Raw genomic sequence first — 23,146 nt, 5'->3', positions numbered from 1 at the left:
TTTTGAGCTGTCTATTTAATATTGTTTTAACAGCCTTATTTTGCAAGAAGGCTTCAAAAACTAAAAGTCTTCAAAGCCTCCATTCATTTTATTTTTTATTTGTCGTCGTGAACTTCGTAAGCTACGTCGTCAGCAGTTCCCTTATCAAAACCGCTCTTGTTTGCACCAGCATCTCCACTAGCATTTGCTCCCGCATCGCTTCCCGGATTAGCACCGGCAGCGCCCTGAGCACCGCTTGCACCCTGCTGTTTGTAAACTTCTTCAGCAATTTTGTAAGAAGCCTGTTTCAAAGCCTCAGTTTTTGACTTGATTTCTTCAGTGTTTCCACCTTCAACAGCCTTTTTAAGTTCAGCAACAGCGTCTTCAACTTTCTGTTTTTCAGCACCGTCTACCTTGTCGCCCAAATCTTTGAGTGTTTTTTCAGTAGCGTAAATCAGGCTGTCAGCTTCGTTTTTAACGTCAACTGCCTCGCGCTGTTTTTTATCTTCGTCAGCATGAGCCTCGGCATCTTTTACCATGCGGTCGATTTCTTCCTTGCTCAAGCCTGAAGAAGAAGTAATCTGAATATGCTGTTCCTTGCCTGTTCCCATATCCTTTGCAGAAACGTGAACAATGCCGTTCGCATCAATATCAAATGTAACTTCAATCTGTGGAACGCCACGAGGAGCGGCTGGAATACCAACAAGGTCAAAGTTTCCAAGAGTCTTGTTTTCCGCAGCCATTTCGCGTTCACCCTGCAATACGTGAATTGTAACGGCAGTCTGACCATCAGCAGCTGTAGAGAAAATCTGGCTCTTCTTTGTAGGAATTGTGGTATTTCTTGGAATGAGTTTTGTCATAACGCCGCCCATTGTTTCAATACCAAGAGAAAGAGGTGTTACATCGAGAAGAAGAACATCCTTTACATCGCCTGCAAGAACACCACCCTGAATAGCAGCACCCATAGATACGGCTTCGTCCGGGTTAATTCCTTTCAATGGCTCTTTTCCGAAGAAGTTCTTTACAACTTCCTGGAATTTTGGCATACGAGAAGAACCACCAATCAAAAGAACTTCATCAATCTGATCTTTTGTATATCCAGAATCTTTAAGAGCGTTCTGACAAGGAATCAAAACTCTGTCCCAAAGGCTCTGTGTCATTCTTTCAAATTCTGCACGTGTCAAAGTTTTCTGAAGGTGCTTTGGACCTGTAGCATCCGCAGTAATGAACGGCAAGTTAATGTCTGTCGTTGTCTGGTTAGAAAGAGCGATTTTTGCCTGTTCAGAAGCGTCCTTAATACGCTGCATAGCCATTGGATCTTTTGTAAGGTCGATTCCTGTATCAGCCTTAAATGAATTTACAAGCCAGTCAGCAATAGCATTGTCCCAGTCAGCGCCACCAAGGTGAGTATCACCGTTAGTAGCCTTTACTTCAAATACGCCGTCAGCCATATCAAGAATCGTAACATCGAGAGTACCACCGCCTTCATCGATTACTGCAAGAACTTTTTCCTTGTTTTTATCTTCTTTAAGGCCAAAAGCAAGTGCTGCGGCAGTAGGTTCGTTGATGATACGTTTTACGTTAAGACCGGCAATAGTTCCGGCGTCTTTTGTAGCCTGACGCTGAGCATCATTAAAGTAAGCAGGAACTGTGATTACAGCATCTGTTACAGTTTCGCCAAGATAATCTTCAGCAGTCTTTTTCATTTTCTGCAAGATGAATGCGGAAATTTCCTGAGGAGTATATTCCTTCTGCTGACCGTTATCTGTTACAACAACGGCTACATTTTCGCCTTTCTGAACGATTCCATAAGGAACACGTTTAATTTCGTCCTGAAGATCGCCGTAATGTTTACCAATAAGGCGTTTTACTTCATAAACTGTATTTTTAGGATTTGTAATAGCCTGGTTTTTTGCAGCCTGGCCTACAATGCGCTCACCTTTTGCAGTAAAACCAACGATTGAAGGAGTAATTCTTCCGCCTTCTGAATTCTGAATGACAGTTGCCTGTCCGTTTTCCATAACTGATACTTCTGAAGTTGTAGTACCAAGGTCAATACCAATAATCTTTCCCATATTAAGCCTCCGAAAAACCAATTCCGATTTTTATATTTATTTTCTTCAAAAATCAACGGAATCAGCTTTTGAAATTATTTACAATTTTAATTTTAAGCCTTTGGCTTTATAACCATCACCTTTGCATGACGGATTACTCTGTCCTTAAGCTTGTAGCCTTTAAGGTAAACCTGTAAAAGCTGCTCTTTTTTAACATCGCCTTCCTGCATTCCAATCGCTTCGTGAAGTTCAGGATCAAAATCATCACCTTCTTTTCCAAAAGCAACCAGATTGTATTTGTTTTCGAGCATGCTTACGAGCGATTTGTTTGTAAGTTTAATGCCGTCAACAATCGGCTTTGCTTCCTTTACGTCTTTTGCCGCATCAAGAGTGCGGTCAAAATTATCAAGACTGTCAAGAAGATCACTCAAAAGACTTTCATTTGCGTATGCAACAGCATCCTCTTTCTGCTGCAACATGCGTTTGCGCCAGTTGTCGTTTTCGGCAGCCTTGTAAAGGGCATCTTTTTTCATCTGCTCAATCTGCGCTTCAAGCTCTGCAATGCGCTCTTCCGAAGTCTTTACAGCAGGCTCATCATTTTTCTGCTCAGAAGTTTTTGATTCTTCTGACTGAGGGCCTTTTTCTTCAGTTTTTTCAGCGTCCTGCGCTTTGTTTTCATTCTGATTTTCAGCAGAATTTTTTTCTGCTTTATGATTTTTCTTATCCATACTTAAAAATTAACAATTTCAAGGTTTAATCGTCAACAAAAAAAATACGTTTTTTTAGAATAATTTTAGCAATACTTAAAATCCGGACCGTCGCTTCCCATAAAAACCCTTACACGGCTGTATTCCATAAACGCATTGTCAAAAAAAGACTGCACGTTCATAGCCTGGCCGCTCAAAATTTCATCTGGATTATAAGACATTTCGACAATGCTCTCCTCTCCTTCTCCAAAACACCGGCTCAAAGCTCCGTTCAAACGCACAATATTGCTCACAACCTCAAAAAGCTGGCCTTTGTTTTTTTCTTCATATTTGAATTTTAAAAATTCAAGCTGCATTTTTTCAATTTCAGAATGCAGGCCGGCAATTTTTTCAATTCCATTTTCAAGTCCGTAATTATTCAACTTTTGCCATTCAAAAAAATCTTCAAAAAATTTTACAGGCTCGATTTTTAAAGGAGCAAGAACCGCCAAAAACCACGTTACAGCCCGGCCGTACGAATAAAAAACGCTGGCAGAACGGGCAATATTTTCAGAACGCCTTATATCCTGCGTCGAAAAAGTGGCTGTCGGCTTTGCCTCAATTTTTTTTCTGTCCGAAATTTCAGCCTCAATCTGCGGAAAATCAATGTGATTCGGATACAAACCCACCGAAAAATTAAGCCTGTCAAAAAAAGATTTTAATTTGTCGCCTTCATGAAGGGCAAAGCTAAGGTCAAAACCAAAGACAAGTCCCAGAGTATTGAGCATTTGTGCGCGTCTGGCAAAAAATTTCTTGTCAAAAAGAAAATTTCCGCCTTTATTTTCGCCATCAAGAACAATATCAAGCGAGCAATTCAATTCGGCACAAGCCTTGCAAACGTCCATGTCAAGAATTTTCGCATCAACCGGAAGAGTAACAAACAAATCCGGCGCATTTTTTCTGACCGCCTGCAAAAATTTCAAAAGCCGTCCCTTGTGTCCCAAAATTTCAGAATCCTGCAAGGTAAATTCGGTAATTCCCTTTTCAGAAAAGGACGCAAGAGAAGATTCAAGCTGCTGCGAATTAAAAGTAAAAGTTTTTTCCATAAAGTATCTTTTTAATCTGGCACTTCGGCTAAAGCCGCCGCTATGTCCGGGGTTCACTAACGTTCATTGCCGTGCAAAAGCCCGGCAACGCTGTGCGCCCCTACCAGCGCTAGTGCGAAAATTCACCTAAAGCAGAAAAATTCCGTGTTCAACACAGCCTTTTCTCATCTGCTCAGGCCATATGCTTACCTGGGTTTCGCCAATATGAGCTTTTCTCAAAAAGAACATGCACAAACGGCTCTGACCGATTCCGCCACCCATAGTCTGGGCAAGCTCACCAGCCAAAAGACGTCTATGGAATTCAAGCTTGCTTCTCTCAAGACAGCCGCGTTCTTCAAGCTGAGCCTTAAGCGACTCAGGAGAAACACGGATTCCCATAGAAGAAAGCTCGTAAGAATTCTTCAAAACAGGGTTCCAGACGAGCAAATCACCGTTCAACCCGCGGTGTCCGTCTCCAGTTTCCGTAATCCAGTCGTCATAGTCAGGAGCACGGCCGTCGTGAATTGTTCCATCAGGCAATTTTCCGCCAATTCCAATAAGGAACACAGCCCCATATTCCTGACAAATTTTATTTTCGCGTTCTTTCGGAGTTAAATCCGGATACATTTTCTGCAAGTCATCGGCAAAAACAAAATGAATCTGTTCCGGCAAAATCGGCTCAATCATATCGTATCTGTCGTAAATAAAAAATTCGGTGCGTTTAAGACAGTCATAAATTTTTCTTACAGTCTGCTTCAAATACATAACGTTGCGGTTTTCTTCGGTAATCGCAGCGCACCAGTCCCATTGATCTACGTACAGAGAATGAATATTGTCCATTTCTTCGTCGGCGCGGATTGCGTTCATGTCCGTATAAATACCAAAACCTGGCTCAAGTCCCATCGAGGTAACTTTTACGCGCTTCCATTTTGCAAGAGAATGAACTATTTCCATCTGGGCGTCGCCCATGTCCTTTACAGGAAATTTTACGGCACGCTCAATGCCGTTCAAATCATCGTTCAAACCTTTTCCACTTTCAACAAAAAGAGGCGCCGTAACACGAGTTAAATTAAGGGCGGTAGAAAGCTGGAGCTGAAAAAAATCTTTTATCAAGACAATGGCATGCTCGGTTTCCTTTTCGCCAAGCAGAGATTTATAACCTTCCGGAAAAATTAAATTAGACATTACAAATTCCTTGCGCAAAAACGCATTTTCAATCTTTCCTCAATCTTATTGAATTTTTTGTTTTTAGAAAATACCAATCACAGATATGTCCGTTTTTCTTCTATATTTTGAAAATTCGTGCTATTATTCACGCATCATGGCAAAAAATTCAAAATCACGAAAAAAACGAAATTCCAGGTTCAATAAAATTGTGACGGCAATAATTTTTATTGTCGCCCTTGGCATTTTTCTTTACGAAAAAGTTCCTCAAGTAAGAGAATTTGCAGATCCAAAAATCGAAAAGGCAAAGACCGCAATCTCAAGATTTCTTCCATCAGAACCTCAGATTCAGGACGAGCAAAATCAGCCGTCAAAAAACAAAGTCACGGACAAAACTTCTTCCGCCACAGCATCAGACGGTTTTATTTTTCTTTCTCAAAACCTGGCAGAACCACGCTGCGCAGGAACAGGCAAAACAGCCGAAGACCACGAACACCGCGCCTACGAATATTATTCACTGTGCTACCGCGAAAGCTACGAACAGGCAGAATGGAGCGCCTACTGCCTTACAGGCGAGCACCTCGTAAAAAACGCCGGCCGCTCGGACGACTTCCGCGCCGACCCGAAAATTTCAACAGGCTCTGCAACTCCAGACGACTACAAAAAAACAGGCTACGACCGCGGACACCTTTCTCCTGCAGCCGACTTCGCCTTCGACAAAGCAGCCATGAGCGAAACTTTCTACATGACAAACATGAGTCCTCAGACCGGAAGTTTTAACCGCGGAATTTGGAAAGACCTCGAATCCACCGTCAGAAACTGGGCAAAAAAATTTGGGCGGGTCTATGTCGTTTCAGGTCCAATACTCGAAAAAAACGCCGGCGGCTACAAATCAATCGGCACAAACAATGTAAGCGTTCCCGAATATTACTACAAAGTCATATTGGCACCGCTCTACGAAGACGAAAACGACAAAAACACACCAGACAACGCAAAAAACATTGCGGCAATCGGATTCATTTTTCCAAACCAAAAATGCACGGACACAATCTTTAATTATGCCGTAACAGTCGCAGAAGTGGAAAAACGCACAGGAATCGACTTTTTCTATGAGCTCGAAGACACCGCCGAAAAAGCAGCAGAATCGGCCTTTGACAAAAATGTCTGGGAATAAACCTACAAGTTTTTTCTTATCGTTTACACTTGTTTCAAAATTCACTATATTATAAATATTACATTTAATCTAATTAGAGGTCCTAAAATGGCAGATGTTTATGACACATTCCGTGACATTGGTATTATTCCAGTAGTCGCAATTGAAGACGCTTCAAAAGCAGCCGATTTGGCACACGCTCTCGTAAAGGGCGGACTTCCTGCATCAGAAGTTACATTCCGCACAGCATGCGCAGCAGAAGCTATCGAAGCTATGATTAAAGCTGAACCAGACATGCTCGTTGGAGCAGGAACTGTTCTCAACGTTGAACAGGCAGAACGCGCTGTAAAAGCCGGAGCAAAATTCATCGTTTCTCCAGGATATAATCCGGAAGTTGTTGACTGGTGTATCGCTCACAACATTCCAACAATGCCTGGAATTTCAAACCCATCAGAAATCACAGCTTGTATCAACAAAGGCGTTACACACCTTAAACTTTTCCCTGCAGAACGCAAGGGCGGATACAAAATCATCGACGACTTCGGCGGTCCTTTCCCACAGTGCACATTCATGCCAACAGGCGGCGTAAACACAGAAAACGTATCTGAATATGCAAAACGCAAGAACATTCTCTGCATGGGCGGAACCTGGATGGTTAAAAAGCCATTGATCGAAGGCGGAAAATGGGATGAAATTACACAGATCTGTAAAGACGCTGTAAAAGCAATGCACGGATTCCACATTGACCACATGGGAATCAACGCAAAGAACGAAGCAGAAGCAAAAGAAATTGCAGCACAGTTCGAACTCTTCGGATTCGCTTCAAAATTCGGCAACTCTTCAATCTTCGCTTCAGAACAGGTTGAAATCATGAAAGAAAACGGACGCGGAACAAACGGCCACATTTCAATGGTTTGCAACAACGTAGAACGCGCACTCGCTTACCTCAAAAAGTTCGGCTTCAACCCAGTAGCCGGAACAGAAAAATGGACAGGCAAAGAAAACGCTTCTCCACTCAAGGTAGTTTACCTCGACAAAGAAGTAGGCGGATTTGCAATCCACTTAAAAAGAGCATAAGTTTTTCACAAAAAACATATGACAAAACTCAGGGGCTAGTCTCCTGACTTCAAAAAGAGAAGTGCTAAAAAATCCAGTGCTTCTCTTTTTTTATTTTAAAGGAGCGCACCACAACCACAAACCGGCTTCTGCACGGTTCCGCTTAAGCTCCATTCAAAAGGCGGAAAACTTTTCCGCCCTTTGAACGCTCCGCGCCGTTCCGATCCGGGCTAAGTTTTTCCGCAAATGCGGCATTTTTTCTTCCTGTTCTAATAGGAAAATGCTTTTTGTTCTAAGCGGAAAGGGCTTCCTGCTGGAGCAGGAATGTAATTCCGGTTAGAGATGGAAAGGACTTCCTGCTAAAAGAGGAAGAAACACTGTTATAATCAAAAAAACCGACAACCACTTGCAATTTGATATTACAATTAAAAAAAACAAATCAACTTTTTTCCTCAAAAAATGTCAAAAGTTGACAACCGCTTACAATTAGACGTGGACAGCATCCAGTCCGGGCAGGAATACAGCGCGCTAAAAGACAGCTACGTGATTTTTTTGTGCCTTGGGGACGCCTCCGGGCACAGGCTTCCGGTCTACACGTTCCGCTATAGGGCGGAGGAAGACAAAAATATACTCATGAACGACGGGACGGTCAACATCTTTTTTAACGCGGCTATGTATGATAAAATGCAGTCAGAGAATATGTTCTTAAAAATTGCATGACGCAGGAAACTTCATTTTTCAAGGAATGCAATTCCGTCCACGTTGTGGACATTTTTATCAAGACAGTTTTCAAAGAAAACTGTCAGTTAAATAAAATGCACTATTTTTGCATTTTATTTTAACCATTCATTTTTTAGGTATCTATGCGGAAAAAACTCGGACGACAACTTTACAGACAGATTGTCCGCGTTGGTTGAGCGTGTAAAAATGAATGCCCAGTGGAGGCACAGATATATGACAATCGAACAGGAGATTAAGCTGCAGGCAAGATATTTGGCGCAAGATATGGCTCAAGACATTGCTAACGAAAAGACTATCGAAACTGCAAAAAAGATGATTGCTGCGAATCTTGGAACTATCGAACAGATTGCTTCTGTTACAGGTCTTTCTTTGGAACAGGTTACGAATTTAAAAACTGGCGAAAACTAAGTTTTTATTTCTGTAATTATTGTACGAACGGATTTATCTTGCATACTAAAAGAGTTTGCTTTTAAAACTTTTCTCTGCCGAAATTAAAGCTATAAAACAAGAAAGTTAAATCCAATTTTTACTGAAAAATCATAAAATTCAATTCCGCTTTTTTGCTTTGTCTTTGTCAATTTTTCTGTATAATAGTTTGAATACATATCGCCATAATCCAAAAACTGCTTCTCAAATATTCCCTCAACGTCAAGCATAAAATATTTTGAAAACTTGTAACTTCCGCCAAAATCAACTTTTATGCGTTTAAAATTGCTATAAAAAATATATTCGTTGTCAAAACCGCTTCCAGTCGCACCATGATGGTAATCATTCACATCATAAAAAGAGAATGGAGAAAAACTGAATCCTAACTTTAAATACAAATCATTAAGCTTTATGCCTGAATAAAGCGATAAAAAGCAGCTTACATCCTGCTTATTATAATCGATTCCAGCAACTTTTTTCGCACGCCGTGCATTTTCACTGTTCCAAGATTCGTCTTTCCCTGTTTTGGAATACTGCCAGCCACCATACCAGCCATATCCATTTCTTCCTTCGAAAGCTATATAATTATAATTTAAAGAAAATCCAGGCAAAAGATTAAAAAATCCATTAAGAATTTCAAAGTCATATAGAAATTCTACACCGCAGGAAATGTCATTTTTTAAATTTTGCTCATGGATAGAATAAGTCGTCTTTAACCCACTTAAATTCCAATCAGAATCGTACATATTTCCACATTCATAAGGAATCGCGCTTGCAAAATTCATATTCAAATTTATATTCTTAAAAATTATTGAAGAAGAAAGCCCCACTTTTACAACAGGACTTTCTTCCCAGACAAGCTCGCTTAACTTCTCAGATACTGATTCTGTATAAACCAGCTCTTTTACTTCTGATTTCGAAAGAAAAACATTCGATGTGATAGAAATTGAAAACGGTTTTGAAAAGACTAAGTGTGAAATAAAGAAAACAGCAAATACAAGAAATATTTTTCTCATAAAGAATAAAACTCAAGGCTTGTTTCTAATGCAAAAATATTACTTTCCGTTTTTTTCATAGTCAATAAATTTTAGCACAACAATTCTATCAACTGGAACATTGTTCTCTTCAGAAACTTCTTTCTTTATTTTTGAAACAAGCTCGTCGGTAATGTCGCCGTCTTTTGTATTTATAAAAATACGGAGCTGCCCTTCTTTTGTATATACAGCATCAAAATAAGTCAAATCTTCATTTTTTGACAAAATTTCTTCAGTTTTTGTTCCGACATCTCTTCGAGTATCCATATTAGGAAGATTTTTTGTCGAAGCGCAAGACGAAAAGGCACACACCAAAAAAGCCACCGTAATGCCGAAACCAATAGTTTTTCTCATTATAGATAAATCTCCTGAAAATAAAAAAAGAAACGCTCTCCAAGACGGAAAACGTTTCTTCTTCAATATCAATTAGTACTGAACATCATCCCATTCAATAACTTCAGCTTCGTTCTGAATATAAGGAAGATTAATGTTTCCAACAAAAGTTGATGTCGGTTTTACAGCCGCATAGAACGCAATCAGGCTCTGTGGCAGTTTGCTTTCTTCTGTTGAAGCTTTTGCAGTCCAGCTTGCAGCAACAGTTGCAGAAACGAGAGATTTTGCAGATGAGCTTACCCATGAAGAAGGATCGCTTTTTGATCCAGAAGATAAAACAGAGCTTGCATCATAGAAGTTAACTGAATAGCTGCCGTTAGCATCATCTGATGTTGGAGCAACAGGCGTAACAACTACAGCAACTTTCAAAAGTCCATTTGAATCAGCTTTAATGCCAGAAAGAGATGTCCAAGTCTTTAAACATTCTGTTTCTTTTGCTGAAGTTACACCATTACCCGAAGGAGAAGCCACTTTTCCGTCAGCGCCCTTGAAATTGCTACTATCATCAAGAAGGCTGTTTCCGTTTGCATCTTTTGTAGCAACACCTTTAAACAAAGAAACATATGTTCTTAAATTAGTGCCGTTATAGTTTACTGTTACATTTCCAAAGCTATAAGTATCAACTGTAACACCGTCATTCGCTGTTTTATGATCAGAAGCTGAAGTTTTTACAACATCAAAAAGGAAACCTAAATTTCCTGCATCTTTAGTGCTTGCTTTTGTGTCAATTGTAAATACAGCAACAGCAGCTCTGTGGTTAGTTCTTGTAGAAACAAAACCTCTCTGCATAGTTGCTGTTTCATTTGTGTAATCTACAGAAGCTGTAGAGCCAGATACTTCGAGAAGGTCATGCTCATCCTCGTCTTCTTTGCACGACGCAAAACCAAATACAAGTGCGGCAAGAACTGCGCTACTAAAAAGGATCTTTGAAAGTTTCATATTTAATCTCCTTGAAACTGCCTTTTGCAAGGCTTTTTATTTTCTTATATTTTAACGCAATTTTTCAAAATTACAGCCAATATAAGAATTATATAATGGATTATAAAGCAAAGATTTTTTTAGTCAATAAATGCTGAAATAATCTTGAGTTTTTATTTTTTTTCAAGAAATCCTTTATGTGGCAATTTTTAAAAGAGGTCTCTTTATTTCATATTACAAAAATGTTCTTTCATCTGATTTTACAACAGATGCTGGTGATTTTGATGTGAGTGAAAAAGAGGCTGCTAGTTGGTCAAAAACAACAGGAAAGACTGTCGTGGCAAACTCTGCTAAAGAAAAGACTGTTACAGAGATTACTGATGATGATGACTCAAGAGTAAAGAAAATCGCTGATGGATCTATAACATTGAAAGCCTCGTCAAGTTCATCAGAAGGAACTGACAAAGTTATTACAACGACAACGGATTCTAATTTTGCAGTTCAGGAAGCAAAAATTGGCAGATATGCTATGGTTTCAAAAAACTCAACTTTGAAGGAAACATGGTATTTCCCTAAAGATTCATATTTGAAATCTGCTGTTCCTGTTGATGGTTCTAACCCAATTGTTTGGGAGAATGAAATAGACAACGTAAGATAAAAATTTCTAACATTCTTCCCTCTTAGGAAGAGATAAGGATTGAAAGGGAAAGCAAATCTCTTTTTAAGGTTTCGCTTTCCCTTTTTTGTTTTCCCTTTTTTTCGTTTTAGTTCAAAAATAATCCGATTCTATTTGTTGTAAACGCTTTCTAAAAATGAGAGAATGTCTTGCAAATTTTTATTGCGTGTGCTTTTTTTAATTATTGTGCGGATTCTGGAGTTTTTAGAGAAGTTAGCAGCGCTTTGCAGCCTTTTTCCACATCGCTCCAAGTGGCGTCGAAATTTCCTGTATACCAGGGATCCGCTACGTCTCTGGACAGTCCGGCATATTCAAGCAGTTTGTGGCATTTATTTTCTTTGTCGTCTGCAAATTTCCGCTTGAGGTCGCCCATGTTTTCTTCGTCCATTGCGATTATTAAATCATAAAAGCCATAATCTTCCTGCGTTATAAGCCGGGCGCGATGATCCGTAAAAGGAACATTTTTTTCTTTTAATTTTAAAACTGTTCCGCGGTGAATCGGATTTCCGATTTCGTCTGTGCGGCAGGCTGCGCTTTCGATAAAAAATTCTTTTTCAAGTCCGGAATTTTTTACAAGGTTTTTCATAAACATTTCTGCCATTGGCGAACGGCAGATGTTTCCGTGGCAAACAAATAGTATTTTTAGCATAAAAGTGATTTTATACAAAAAAATGAAAAAATCCAAATCATAAAAAAAAGAAAATAACTTGCGTTTTATACGGAAAAAACTAGCCCCGGCTGGAATGGCGGCAAAGCCGTTCCGAAGCGCAGCGAAGGAATAAAACCATGCAAGACGGGTTTGTGCGCTAATTGCGCTCAAAATTTTTTATAAAAAACTCTGACAGTTTTTGCGTTTTATGCTAGACTTTTTTATGAAAAAACTTTTTTTGAGTTTTATTTTTGCTTGTTTTAATTAAACAGTTAATTTTATGATAAAGCGTTCAGGTTATGCGGATTTACCGCTGCACACGGGAACTGTTCCAAAATGGCTTGCCGACAGAATGATGAGGCTCGGCACTCTGATTATAGAAGCCCTTGTCTTAAAATATGGAAAAAAAGAAGTTTTAATCAGGCTGAGCGATCCGCTGTGGTTTCAAAGCCTGGGCGCCGTTTTGGGAATGGACTGGCATTCTTCCGGAATCACAACAAGCGTAATGTATGCCTTAAAACGCGGACTTAACCGGCGTGCAAAAGAACTTGGAATTGTCGTCTGCGGTGGACGAGGAAAGTACAGCAGGCGCACGCCGGAAGAGCTTCAAATTCTTGCCGACATGACCGGAATGGACGGAAACAAGCTCATAAACTGCTCCAAGCTTGCCGCAAAAGTCGACGGCACTGCCCTTCAGGACGGTTTTCAGCTTTACCAGCATAATTTTATTTTGAGCGACCAGGGCGACTGGACAGTAGTGCAGCAAGGAATGAACGTAAGCGAAAAAAAAGCGCGCCGCTACCACTGGTCATCGGAAAAACTCAGAAGTTTTGTCGAAAATCCGCATACTGGTGTAACTGGCGAAAACCAGGGGCTGATTTTAAATTTGACCGACATAAACGCTTCTTCCACACGCTCCAAAATTTTAAGCCTGACGCAGGAAAATCCAGACCGCATAATTCGCGAAGTAAAAAAAATGGGCGGTAGCGAAAGCCTTCAGCTTGAACTTTTTGATGATGCAGAAAAAAATAAAAATCCGCCTTCAAATCAGAATAATATTTCCAACGAATGGCAAAAAACGCAAATTCTCATAAAAAACGACAGAAACCTCGTTATGCCATCTCATCACGAAATCCGCGCGGAAGATGTAGATTTAAAACGGCTCGGAGCAGTTCTTGCCACAGCTTACGAAAGCGAAAATACAGATTTCGAAAGCCTTCTCTTAACTCCAGGCCTTGGCCCTAGAACTTTGCAGAGCCTTACTCTTGTAAGCGAAGTTATTTATGGAACTCCAAGCCGCTTTACAGATCCAGCAAGATTTAGTTTTGCACATGGCGGAAAAGACGGTCATCCTTTTCCTGTCACTACAAAAATTTACGACGAAAGCATCCGCATTCTCGGAGAATCAATAGAAGAAAGCAAAATGGGCTATTCAGAAAAAAGCGAATGCCTGTATCGTCTTGAAAAAACCGCCCGATATGTCGAGGAAAACTGCGAACCAGAAGCCGATTTTGACGCTCTAATCGCACACGAACGCGAACACTCAAAAGAATGGGGCGGAAGAACCTGCCACGACTGACTTTTTGTTTTTAAATCCTCAGAAAATTCAACGTAAAAAAATAAAACGTCCGTAAAAAAATCCGTAAAAAAAATATTTTCATTTTTTTTAATTGGTGATAAAGTCAAACTCACAAAAAAACACTGTTCCGGCTCAAAAAAACAGCAATTTTACAGTTCTGCAACAAAAAGCCGCCTCAGTGTAATTCAAAAAACTGGAGGAATTATGAGCCTTACCGTAGATCCAAAAAAAATGCTGGAACTTGAATCTTTAATTTTTCAAAAATCAGGCTTAAAAAAAGAAGAAGCCGACACAGTAGCAGACAACCTTGTTCAGGCAGAAATGCGCGGAATCCATTCGCACGGACTTATTCAGACAGAAAACTATTCAAAACTCATGCGCGCAAAAAAAATAAATCCTCATTCGCAAATAAAAATCGTTCAAGACGGACCGGGAACCACAGTTTTTGACGCAGACCACGCGCCAGGTTCTGTTGCCGGAAAAATCGCAATGGCAAAAACAATTGAAAAAGCAAAAAAGAACGGAGTTGCAATCACAACAGTCCGCAACGCCACACATTTTGGCTTTGCCGCCTACTACGCCATGGACGCCCTGCCAGAAAATATGATTGGAATGGCATTTACTTCGACAGGACTTGCAGTAGCTCCATTCGGCGGATACGACAAGGTTTTAGGAACAAATCCAATCTGCGTCGCAGTTCCAGCAGGAAAAAAACGGCCAATCGTATTTGACGCAGCGACAAGCAACGTCGCCTTCAACAAAATATTTTTCGCCTACACAGAAGGAAAATCAATTCCTGACGACTGGGCTTTGACAAAGGACGGAAAAACAACGACAAACCCGGCGGACGTAATCACAGGAGGCGGACCTCAGCTGCCGTTCGGAGGTTACAAAGGCTACGGACTTGATTTAATCGTCTTTATAATGACAACACTTTTGAGCGGAACTTCAGTTTTGGACGGTCAAGGCGACACAACAGCCGAATGCACCGACAAAATCGGCTACAACTTTGCAGCAATCGACATTTCCCGTTTTACGGACATCGAAAGTTTCAAGCAAAATATCGACATCACAATCGAACGCATAAAAAACTCTCAAAAACGCGAAGGAGTTCAGGAAATCTTTGTTCCCGGCGAAATCGAATACAACAATCACGAACGCCAGACAAAGGAAGGTCTTTTTATTTCAGACGGAATTGCAGGAAAAATCCGCTCTGCGCTTGAACAGACAGGAATTACAGCAAAACTCGAAGATATAGCAATATAAATTTATTCGGGTGGCACTGCTGCGGCAAAACCGCAGCAGCCGGGCTTTCGCGTTATAAAATTGCTGCGCAATTTTTCCGTTCAGCCGTGCAAGCACGTCCGAACCGCTCCGCGGCTTCAACCCCTGCCACAACTGTATTAACCGACAATTGAACGCACAAACTCAAGCGAATCAGGAACATTTTTTACGCCTTCAAAGATAAGATATGCGTTCGGTTCTTCCTTCATTATTACAGGCAAAAATTCTTTCCAGCCCATAATTCCCTGTCCCAAAGGAGCAATTTCAAGCTCACCGTCTTTTACAACATAATCTTTTAAATGAAAACCACAGATTTTTCCTTTAAAGAGTTCCAGACACTTTTCAAAAATCTCTGCACGTTTTTCGTGGTTTCCAATGTAAAGATAATTGTAAATATCAACAATAAAACGGAAATTTTCCTGGCCTGGATCAATTTCATCGGCAAGGCGCTTAAGCTGCTCCGGACAATACATACAATGTCCCCACGCTCCTTCCAAAGCCATGCATACACCGCTTTTTTTTGCAATTTCCGGCATAGGAGCAAAAATCGACTTAACTTCCGCAAAAGCCTCTTCAGTCTGATTTTTTGGATTGTAAGTCCATTTGTCGTCATTGTAAGAGCCGGTCTCAGAAGCAACAAATTTTGCCCCAAATTCAGCAGCATGACGCAAATGATCGGCGTATTTTTCCGCTCCAAGTTTTACTTTTTCTTTGTTAGAGTGAACAGGATTAAAATATGCGCCCAAGAGAGGAATTTCAACACCGTTAGAATTAAAACCTCTGCGGATTTCAGAAACAACACTGTCCGTCAAAGTACCAGGATTACCGTTTTGTCCTTCAATAGCCTTTGCAATTGCAAGCTGAACTCCGTCAAATCCCCATTCATGGGCCTTTTGTCCTAAAAATTCAGCAGAACCTTTTCCAATATCATGTGGTCTAATTAAAATTTTCATAAGTCCATTATATATACAGCCAGTACAAATTGCAATTTTTGGAAAACTAAAAAAAATGAAGATTTGGACATAAAAAAAGGCACCCATTCTCAGGATGCCCTTTTTCTTCAGAAACTAGCTATAATTAGCAGTTTTCTGCAAAGTATTTGATTGTTCTAACCATCTGGCTTGTGTAAGAGTTTTCGTTGTCATACCAAGAAACAACCTGTACCTGATATGTGTCGTCAGAAACCTTAGAAACCATAGTCTGTGTAGCGTCGAAGAGTGAGCCAAAGCGCATTCCGATTACATCTGAAGAAACAATCTGATCTTCGTTGTATCCGAAAGATTCTGTTGCCTCAGCCTTCATTGCAGCGTTGATAGCTTCTTTTGTAACTTCTTTGTCTGTTTTGATTACAGCAGTCAAGATTGTTGTAGATCCTGTTGGAACTGGAACACGCTGAGCTGAACCAATCAATTTTCCGTTCAATTCAGGAATTACAAGACCAATAGCCTTTGCAGCGCCTGTTGAGTTTGGAACGATGTTCTGAGCACCTGCACGTGAACGGCGGAGGTCGCCTTTGCGCTGTGGACCGTCAAGAATCATCTGGTCGCCAGTGTAAGCGTGAATTGTAGACATGATTCCGCTCTGGATTGGAGCAAAGTCATTCAAAGCTTTAGCCATTGGAGCCAAGCAGTTTGTTGTACAAGAAGCGGCAGAAATGATGTTGTCGTTCTTTGTAAGAGATTTGTGGTTTACATTGTATACGATTGTTGGGAGGTCGTTTCCTGCTGGAGCAGAAATTACAACTTTTTTAGCACCTGCATCGATGTGAGCCTGTGATTTAGCCTTTGATACATAGAAACCTGTACATTCGAGAACAACGTCTACATCGAGAGCTTTCCATGGAAGGTTAGCAGCATTTGCTTCTTTGTAGATTGTGATTGTTTTTCCGTCTACAACGATAGCACCTGGCTTTGTTACAGTTTTTCCGTCTTCGGCAAGAACGTCATCAATATAAGAAACTGTGTGTTTGTTTTCACCAATTCTTCCAGCATATCCACCCTGTGCTGTATCATACTTCAAAAGGTGAGCAAGCATTTTTGGGCTTGTAAGGTCGTTGATAGCTACAACTTCATATCCATCTGCAGCAAACATCTGGCGGAATGCCAAGCGTCCGATACGGCCAAAACCGTTAATAGCAACTTTAACTGCCATGATTTTATTCTCCTTAAAAAAATAAATTTAAATTCACTATATTTAAAATACTGAATTTCAAGCAAATAGTCTATAAAAAAATTATAATAAATTGACCGTTCCAACTTTTCGGTCAAAACCATCAAGACTAAAAAAGAGTTTTAATCAAGTCTTTATATTCCTCAGCGATTTTATAGCGCATCATTTCCTGCTTTGCGCTCAATTCAACACCAACTTCAAAACTTTTTGGAAGCAATGCAAATTTGCCGATTTTTTCGCAAGCACGAAAACCTTTTGCCGTAGAAATTGAATCCTTTATGATTTTATCAAAAGCCTGAATTATAAAATCGTTCTTTAGAAGTTCTTCATAAGATTCATACTCAATATTATTTTCTTTTGCAAAATCTTCGGTATTTTCTTTAGAAGGAACAATGAGCGCTCCAAGGCTCCGTTCATCTTGTCCGACAACCATTGCGCTTTCTATCAGGTCGTTTATCAACAGTTCTGACTCCAGCACAGCAGGTTCAACATTTTCACCGCCAAGCAAGACAATTGTATCTTTTGCGCGGCCTGTAATTTTCAATTCGTTGTCAAAAGTACGTACGCCAAGGTCGCCTGTATTAAACCAGCCGTCTTTATCAATCACTTTTGCGGTCAAATCAGGACGCTTGTAATAGCCTTTCATAACCTGCCGGCTTTTTACAAAAATCAATCCCATTTTTCCCGGTCCAATATCTTCGCCACTTACGGCAACACCGTTTTCTTCCTTGCAGATTTTTAATTCGACAGTCGGAAAAATCGCACCTACGCAGCCAGGGCGGGGTTCATGTGGATTTCTAAAAGAAATAACAGGCGCAGTTTCTGTAAGTCCATAGCCTTCCAAAAGGTTCAAACCTACGGCCCGGTAAAAATTGTCAATTTCGTGCGGAAGCGCTCCGCCGCCGCTGATTGCAACATGCAGATTTCCGCCAAATTTCGCCTGAAGTTTTTTAAATACGAGCAAATCTCCGAGCTTTTTCAATGGCCATAAAAGACACATTGGAACAATTCCCGCAAAAAAATCCAACACCCGGTTACGTTTTTTGTAAAGCTGGCATACAAGACCAAAAACCTTATCTTTCTGGTCAGCATAGGCACCGCCAACTTTTACAAAAAAATTAAAAAGAACAAGGGCAACTCCGCCTTTCTTTTTCATGGCTTTTTGAACGGCTTTTGCAAGAGATTCCCATAAACGAGGAACACCGCACATCCACTGAGGCTTTATAACCGCCATGTCTGCAAGCAAAATCTGCCCAATAGGCTTAGAATAGGCAATTCCATTGCAAAAAACTGGAGCAGCATATTGAATCAAACGCTCAAAACTGTGCCATACAGGAAGAACGCTCAGCCACATAAATCCAGGATTAGAAGGCAAGAAGTTGTGAATTACAGAAAGCTGATAAATATAATTGTCATGGGTAAGCATTACGCCTTTTGGAGTTCCTGTTGTGCCGGAAGTAAAAATAATCGTGGCGTTGTCATCAGGTTCAATTTTTTCCATACCGGACTCGATTTCCGCCTTTATCGCTTCTTTTTTTTCTGCATATTCAGTCCGCGCTTTTTCAAACAATTCGCTAAAATGAATTACCTTAAGACCGCAATCGGCTGCTTTTTTTTCAATTTCCTGCGCAATTGGCTCGTAAATTACAACTGTTTTTAAGAGAGGAACTTCATCGATTTTTTCCAAAACTTTTTCGAGCTGGTGTCCAGTTTCAAAAAAGCCAACTTTACAGTCTGCATAAGAAATTATAAAGCGAATTTCGTTTCCCATGCTGTCGCAGCCACGAGGAACATCTGCCGCACCAATAGAAAGCAAAGCATAATCTGTCAAAAGCCATTCACGGCGATTGTCAGAAATCAATGCAACGTTAGAGCCTTTTTCAATGCCAAGTTTTTTAAACTGAAAAGCAAGGGCGACAAAATCATCATAAACAGAAGCAAATGTAAAATATTCAAATTTGCCGTCTTTATTTTTTGAAGCCTGAAGAACTGAATCAGGAACTTTTTCAACCTGAGCCTTCAGTGTTAAAGGAAGATTTTTTGGAAGCTCACGGAAGGTGTATTTTACCATAATATTCTCCATTAAATGAAATCTAAAAAAATCTCAAAACAACAATCAAGCCGAAAATTCTTTGGAGATTTACATAATTTTACCACGAAAAACCTTATATTGCAAAAAAAGCGAGACCTTCATGTTCGTAAAAACAGGTTCTCGCCGCAAAAATTCAGGATTGCATAAATAAACTAAACCGGATTATTTTTTATCGCTGTCGGACTCTTTATGGCGATTGTCAAAATAACCGCCGTCTTCAAGATAGCGGCGGCGCGTCATTATAAGATTTATCAGTTCGTGATACATGTTAAAGTCAATTTCAAGAGCCATAGGAAGAAGGAAAAACTCTGTTTCGTCGCAGTAACGTTCGATAAAATGAGGATCTGTAACGTATCCGAGCGAAATCATATTGGAAATTCTGTCGGCGCATTTTAAGATTTTTGCCTTTTGGCTGCCTTTGTCCAAAATCCGCTGCAAAAATTCTTTTTTTGTTTCGTTTTCACCGCGGGTAACTTCAAGAACAAGATTAAGAACTTCCTCACCTTCATCATCGGCATTGAGGATTAAATTTCTGTCAAAATCCTTAATATCTTCAACAGTGTCATGAACGACGCTGGCTTTTAGCAAAACAGAATCTATATAACCGTAATCTATCAGAATTGCAAGAGTGTCCATCTGGTGACGGAACATATTGCCTCCGGCATGGCGCGCCTTTCCAATAAGTCCCGTGGCAAGCTGCATATAAGGAGCCAAAACAATATTTTTGAGTTCCTGAGCTTCTTTATTTCCCATTTTTTCAGGTTTTTCGGTTTTCATTTCATACTTTATTCCCATGACGCACCTCTTTTTTTGCAACATCCCCTGCAAAACTGATTATCTTGATTATCGGCAGATTTTAGTTCAAAGCCGCGATATAACTTTCAAGTTTTTCAATTCTGCGCTTAATTTCTGCAAGATTGTCGCGTTCTGCCTGAACAACTTCCGCTGGGGCGTGCTGTCCGAATTTTCCGTTCAATTTGAATTCAATTCGTTCTGCATCTTTTTTATCTTTTTCAAGATCCTTGTTAAAATGCTTCAAAAGCTGTTCTGTATTTACATTTTCGTCAAGAAGAATAAAGGCTTCAAAACCAGAACCTACTGTACCGATTGATTTTTCAGGCTTAGATTCAACAAATTCAACCTTAGAAAGACCTGCTAAAAGCTGAATCATGTCTGTTTTTTCTGTACAAACTTCAGCCGCGCTGCCTTTTTCGATAAGAAGCGCAAGATTGATTTTGTCGGCAGGATTTACGCCACATTCAACGCGAATACCGCGCACACTTCTTACAACGTCTTTCAAAGCGGCAAAACGGGCATTGATTTTTACATCGTCGCGTTCAACCTTGTATTCAGGATAAGGAGCCGAAACTAAAAGTCCTGTATAAGTTTCGTTCGGCAAAATTTTCTGAGCGCCGCTTGCCTTTCTATTTTCAACAATTTGAGCCAAAGGCAATTTTGAATAGATTTCTTCGGTTACAAACGGAATAAACGGATGCAAAAGGCGGAGAGATTCTTCAAGAACATTGAGCAATACAGAAACCTGTCTGTCCTTCTGTTCTTCAGTTCCGTGCCAGAATACAAGTTTTGTAGCTTCTACATACCAATCGCAGAAAGTATTCCAGAAATATTCATAAACGCTGCTTGCCGCATCGTTGTAGCGGTAAGAATCAAGAGCGGAACGTGCATTTTTTGCAGCTGAATTCAATTCAGCAAAAATCCATTTATCAAGTTCCGTCAATTCTTCGTCTTTTACAGGAACAAGATTCCTTCCTTCAAGATTTCCGAGAATATAACGGCTTGCATTCCATACTTTATTACAGAATTTTGAACCGAATTTGAACGAATCATTGTCGATTAAAATATCCTGTCCTTGGGCACAAAGATAGGTCAAAGTGAATTTGAGCGCATCCGCGCCATACTGATCGATAATATCAAGAGGATCAATGCCGTTTCCAAGAGACTTCGACATTTTTCTTCCCTGCTTGTCGCGCACAAGACCGTGAATGTAAATGTCATGGAAAGGCGCTTTTCCTGTAAATTCCAGACCAGCCATAATCATGCGGCTAACCCAGAAGAATATAATATCGTAAGCAGTAACAAGAGCGGTTGTAGGATAGAAATTCTTCAAATCCCCGGTATTTTCCGGCCAGCCTAAAGTTGAGAACGGCCACAGCCAAGAAGAGAACCAGGTGTCGAGAACATCAGGATCCTGTCTTAAATGAGAAGCGTCCGCGCCGCACTTTGGACATTTTACAGGATTTTCGCGACTTACGATTGTTTCTCCACAATCACAGTACCATGCAGGAATTCTGTGTCCCCACCAGATTTGACGGCTCACACACCAATCGCGTATATTTTCGAGCCAGTGAGTGTATGTGTTTTCCCATTTTTTTGGAAAGAAAACAACTTCTCCGTCTTTCCATGCCTTCAGCGCTTTTTCGGCAAGCGGCTTCATTTTTACAAACCACTGATAAGAAAGATAAGGTTCTACAACAGTATGACAGCGGTAACAGTGTCCTACAGAGTGAACCATTTTTTCTTCATCTTTAAAATTTCCGCTTTCAGTCAAATCTTCAATAACAAGTTTTCTTGCAGCATCAGGCTTAAGACCTCGGTATTTTTCAGGAACATTGTCGTTCATAGTTCCGTCAGGATTAAGAAGGTTGATTACTTCGAGGTTATGGCGCTTTCCAACTTCCCAGTCGTTAGGGTCGTGAGCAGGGGTAATCTTAACCATACCAGTTCCAAATTCTTTATCAACATAAGAATCCGCAATAATCGGAATTTCCTTGTTAATCAAAGGCAAAAGAACTTTTTTACCGATCAGGTTCTTATAGCGCTCATCATCAGGATTTACAGCAACAGCCGTATCGCCAAAGAAAGTTTCAGGACGAGTTGTAGCAACTTCAATTCTTCCAGAACCGTCGGCATAGTTGTAATAAATGTGATACATTGCGCCCTGAGTATCCTCATGCTCAACTTCATCATCAGCCAAAGCCGTGCCACAGCGAGGACACCAGTTTACAAGATACTGGCCTTTATACATAAGTCCGCGTTCATACAATGTAACAAAAACATCACGAACAGCTTTAGAAAGTCCTTCATCATAAGTAAAACGCTCACGGCTCCAGTCAACAGAGTTTCCAAGTTTTTTCTGCTGTTTAACGATAATGTCGTGGTGCTTGTGAGTAACTTCCCAGGTTCTCTCAGTAAAAGCCTCGCGTCCAAGGTCATTGCGGTTTTTGCCCTCTTTTTTAAGCTGCTTTTCAACAACATTCTGAGTGGCAATTCCGGCATGGTCGGTTCCAGGAATCCAAAGAGTATCATCACCCTTCATTCTATGATAACGAACAACAACGTCCTGCAAAGTATTATTAAGACCGTGTCCCATATGCAAGACACCTGTAACGTTCGGAGGCGGAATTACGACAGTATATTTTATATTGGAAGTTTTTTGAGAATGAACAGGCGAATCTTTATCGCTTGCAGGTTTAAAACAGCCTTTTTCAACCCATTCATTATAAATTCTGTCTTCAAAATCTTTTGGATTATAAGCTTTTTCAAGTTCAATAGCTTTCATTTTTCGAGCATCCTTAAATAAAAATCAGGTTCAAATTCGAGTAATTTTTTATATTCGGGTGGCTTTTTGCTTTGCAAAAACCGGGCTTTTCGCACTTCGCCGTCTCGCGCGGCTCATTCCTCCGAAAAGTTTCTCCACTACGTTCCGAAACATATCGAAGGAACTAAAGGTGCTACAATCCCTGCCACATACAAAAACTCAATATTAGCCTAATGAACCATTATAAAGAAAAAACAAGGTCTGTTCAATTGACGCATACAAAAATACCGCCACGCCAGCCCAGCAATGCAAAAACCAAAATAAAAAGCAGAAGCGCACCACACGAAAAAACAGGCAAAAAGCGCACGGCCCCACAAACACCGCCACACCGTCCCTGCGCAGTTCCGCTTCCGCTCCATTAAAAAAGCGGCCACCCGACAGAAAAAAAA

General features: G+C 40.4%; 21 protein-coding genes. 7 read left to right on the top strand and 14 right to left on the bottom strand.

Annotation, left to right across the window (positions count from 1 at the left end; genetic code table 11):
* Positions 1-95 precede the first annotated feature (95 nt).
* The 4 genes from dnaK to asnA form a co-directional block, all read right to left on the bottom strand.
* Positions 96-2,054, bottom strand: coding sequence for a molecular chaperone DnaK (gene dnaK, locus B5D47_RS00100; RefSeq protein ID WP_078929688.1), 1,959 nt, complete (start codon positions 2,052-2,054; stop codon positions 96-98).
* 92 nt (positions 2,055-2,146) lie between these two features.
* Positions 2,147-2,761, bottom strand: a complete 615-nt coding sequence (locus B5D47_RS00095) for a nucleotide exchange factor GrpE (RefSeq protein WP_078929687.1) — start codon at positions 2,759-2,761, stop codon at positions 2,147-2,149.
* A 65-nt stretch (positions 2,762-2,826) separates the two neighbouring features.
* Positions 2,827-3,825: a hypothetical protein gene (locus B5D47_RS00090; RefSeq protein WP_078929686.1), complete on the bottom strand. Its 999-nt coding sequence runs from the start codon at positions 3,823-3,825 to the stop codon at positions 2,827-2,829.
* 126 nt (positions 3,826-3,951) lie between these two features.
* Complete coding sequence (gene asnA, locus B5D47_RS00085) at positions 3,952-4,989, bottom strand: aspartate--ammonia ligase (RefSeq protein ID WP_078930126.1); 1,038 nt, start codon at positions 4,987-4,989, stop codon at positions 3,952-3,954.
* A gap of 85 nt (positions 4,990-5,074) precedes the next feature.
* On the opposite strand from asnA, the gene B5D47_RS00080 reads away from it, so the two are divergent.
* From B5D47_RS00080 to B5D47_RS00065, 4 genes are all read left to right on the top strand, one after another.
* Entirely contained in the window at positions 5,075-6,142 is a 1,068-nt protein-coding gene (locus B5D47_RS00080) for a DNA/RNA non-specific endonuclease (RefSeq protein ID WP_078929685.1), read from the top strand.
* Positions 6,143-6,229: 87 nt separating this feature from the next.
* Positions 6,230-7,198, top strand: coding sequence for a bifunctional 4-hydroxy-2-oxoglutarate aldolase/2-dehydro-3-deoxy-phosphogluconate aldolase (eda, locus tag B5D47_RS00075; RefSeq protein ID WP_078929684.1), 969 nt, complete (start codon positions 6,230-6,232; stop codon positions 7,196-7,198).
* A gap of 438 nt (positions 7,199-7,636) precedes the next feature.
* Positions 7,637-7,897, top strand: coding sequence for a hypothetical protein (locus B5D47_RS00070; protein WP_078929683.1), 261 nt, complete (start codon positions 7,637-7,639; stop codon positions 7,895-7,897).
* A gap of 234 nt (positions 7,898-8,131) precedes the next feature.
* Positions 8,132-8,326, top strand: a complete 195-nt coding sequence (locus tag B5D47_RS00065; protein WP_078929682.1) for a hypothetical protein — start codon at positions 8,132-8,134, stop codon at positions 8,324-8,326.
* A gap of 89 nt (positions 8,327-8,415) precedes the next feature.
* Here B5D47_RS00065 and B5D47_RS00060 read toward each other — a convergent pair whose 3' ends face one another.
* The 3 genes from B5D47_RS00060 to B5D47_RS00050 form a co-directional block, all read right to left on the bottom strand.
* Positions 8,416-9,360, bottom strand: a complete 945-nt coding sequence (locus tag B5D47_RS00060; RefSeq protein WP_078929681.1) for a hypothetical protein — start codon at positions 9,358-9,360, stop codon at positions 8,416-8,418.
* A 39-nt stretch (positions 9,361-9,399) separates the two neighbouring features.
* Complete coding sequence (locus tag B5D47_RS00055; RefSeq protein ID WP_078929680.1) at positions 9,400-9,732, bottom strand: hypothetical protein; 333 nt, start codon at positions 9,730-9,732, stop codon at positions 9,400-9,402.
* Positions 9,733-9,804: 72 nt separating this feature from the next.
* A complete protein-coding gene (locus B5D47_RS00050; RefSeq protein WP_078929679.1) occupies positions 9,805-10,710 on the bottom strand; it encodes a hypothetical protein in 906 nt (301 codons plus the stop codon).
* 178 nt (positions 10,711-10,888) lie between these two features.
* Here B5D47_RS00050 and B5D47_RS00045 point away from each other — a divergent pair, with 178 nt between their 5' ends.
* Positions 10,889-11,347: a hypothetical protein gene (locus B5D47_RS00045; RefSeq protein WP_078929678.1), complete on the top strand. Its 459-nt coding sequence runs from the start codon at positions 10,889-10,891 to the stop codon at positions 11,345-11,347.
* 199 nt (positions 11,348-11,546) lie between these two features.
* On the opposite strand, the gene B5D47_RS00040 is transcribed toward B5D47_RS00045, so the two are convergent.
* Positions 11,547-12,014: a low molecular weight protein-tyrosine-phosphatase gene (locus B5D47_RS00040; protein WP_078930125.1), complete on the bottom strand. Its 468-nt coding sequence runs from the start codon at positions 12,012-12,014 to the stop codon at positions 11,547-11,549.
* A 280-nt stretch (positions 12,015-12,294) separates the two neighbouring features.
* On the opposite strand from B5D47_RS00040, the gene B5D47_RS00035 reads away from it, so the two are divergent.
* The gene (locus B5D47_RS00035; protein ID WP_078929677.1) at positions 12,295-13,593 is read left to right on the top strand and encodes a DUF763 domain-containing protein; all 1,299 of its coding nucleotides are present in this window, start codon (positions 12,295-12,297) and stop codon (positions 13,591-13,593) included.
* A gap of 204 nt (positions 13,594-13,797) precedes the next feature.
* Entirely contained in the window at positions 13,798-14,859 is a 1,062-nt protein-coding gene (locus B5D47_RS00030; RefSeq protein ID WP_078929676.1) for an Ldh family oxidoreductase, read from the top strand.
* 137 nt (positions 14,860-14,996) lie between these two features.
* On the opposite strand, the gene B5D47_RS00025 is transcribed toward B5D47_RS00030, so the two are convergent.
* From B5D47_RS00025 to B5D47_RS11375, 6 genes are all read right to left on the bottom strand, one after another.
* Positions 14,997-15,830: a sugar phosphate isomerase/epimerase family protein gene (locus B5D47_RS00025; RefSeq protein ID WP_078930124.1), complete on the bottom strand. Its 834-nt coding sequence runs from the start codon at positions 15,828-15,830 to the stop codon at positions 14,997-14,999.
* Between the two features lie 124 nt (positions 15,831-15,954).
* Positions 15,955-17,028 (bottom strand): type I glyceraldehyde-3-phosphate dehydrogenase, encoded by a 1,074-nt coding sequence (gap, locus tag B5D47_RS00020; protein WP_078929675.1) that lies wholly within the window; start codon positions 17,026-17,028, stop codon positions 15,955-15,957.
* A 127-nt stretch (positions 17,029-17,155) separates the two neighbouring features.
* The gene (locus B5D47_RS00015; protein WP_078929674.1) at positions 17,156-19,117 is read right to left on the bottom strand and encodes an AMP-dependent synthetase/ligase; all 1,962 of its coding nucleotides are present in this window, start codon (positions 19,115-19,117) and stop codon (positions 17,156-17,158) included.
* 183 nt (positions 19,118-19,300) lie between these two features.
* A complete protein-coding gene (locus B5D47_RS00010; protein ID WP_159443465.1) occupies positions 19,301-19,915 on the bottom strand; it encodes a hypothetical protein in 615 nt (204 codons plus the stop codon).
* 79 nt (positions 19,916-19,994) lie between these two features.
* Positions 19,995-22,718 (bottom strand): valine--tRNA ligase, encoded by a 2,724-nt coding sequence (locus B5D47_RS00005; RefSeq protein WP_078929672.1) that lies wholly within the window; start codon positions 22,716-22,718, stop codon positions 19,995-19,997.
* 204 nt (positions 22,719-22,922) lie between these two features.
* Positions 22,923-23,146 (bottom strand): hypothetical protein (locus B5D47_RS11375; RefSeq protein WP_159443452.1); only part of this gene is annotated, 224 nt, incomplete at its 5' end.

It is taken from the genome of Treponema berlinense, assembly GCF_900167025.1.
Classification (GTDB): domain Bacteria; phylum Spirochaetota; class Spirochaetia; order Treponematales; family Treponemataceae; genus Treponema_D; species Treponema_D berlinense.
The sequence above is the reverse complement of the archived record's forward strand: the minus strand, read 5'-3'. Positions and strand labels throughout refer to the sequence as shown.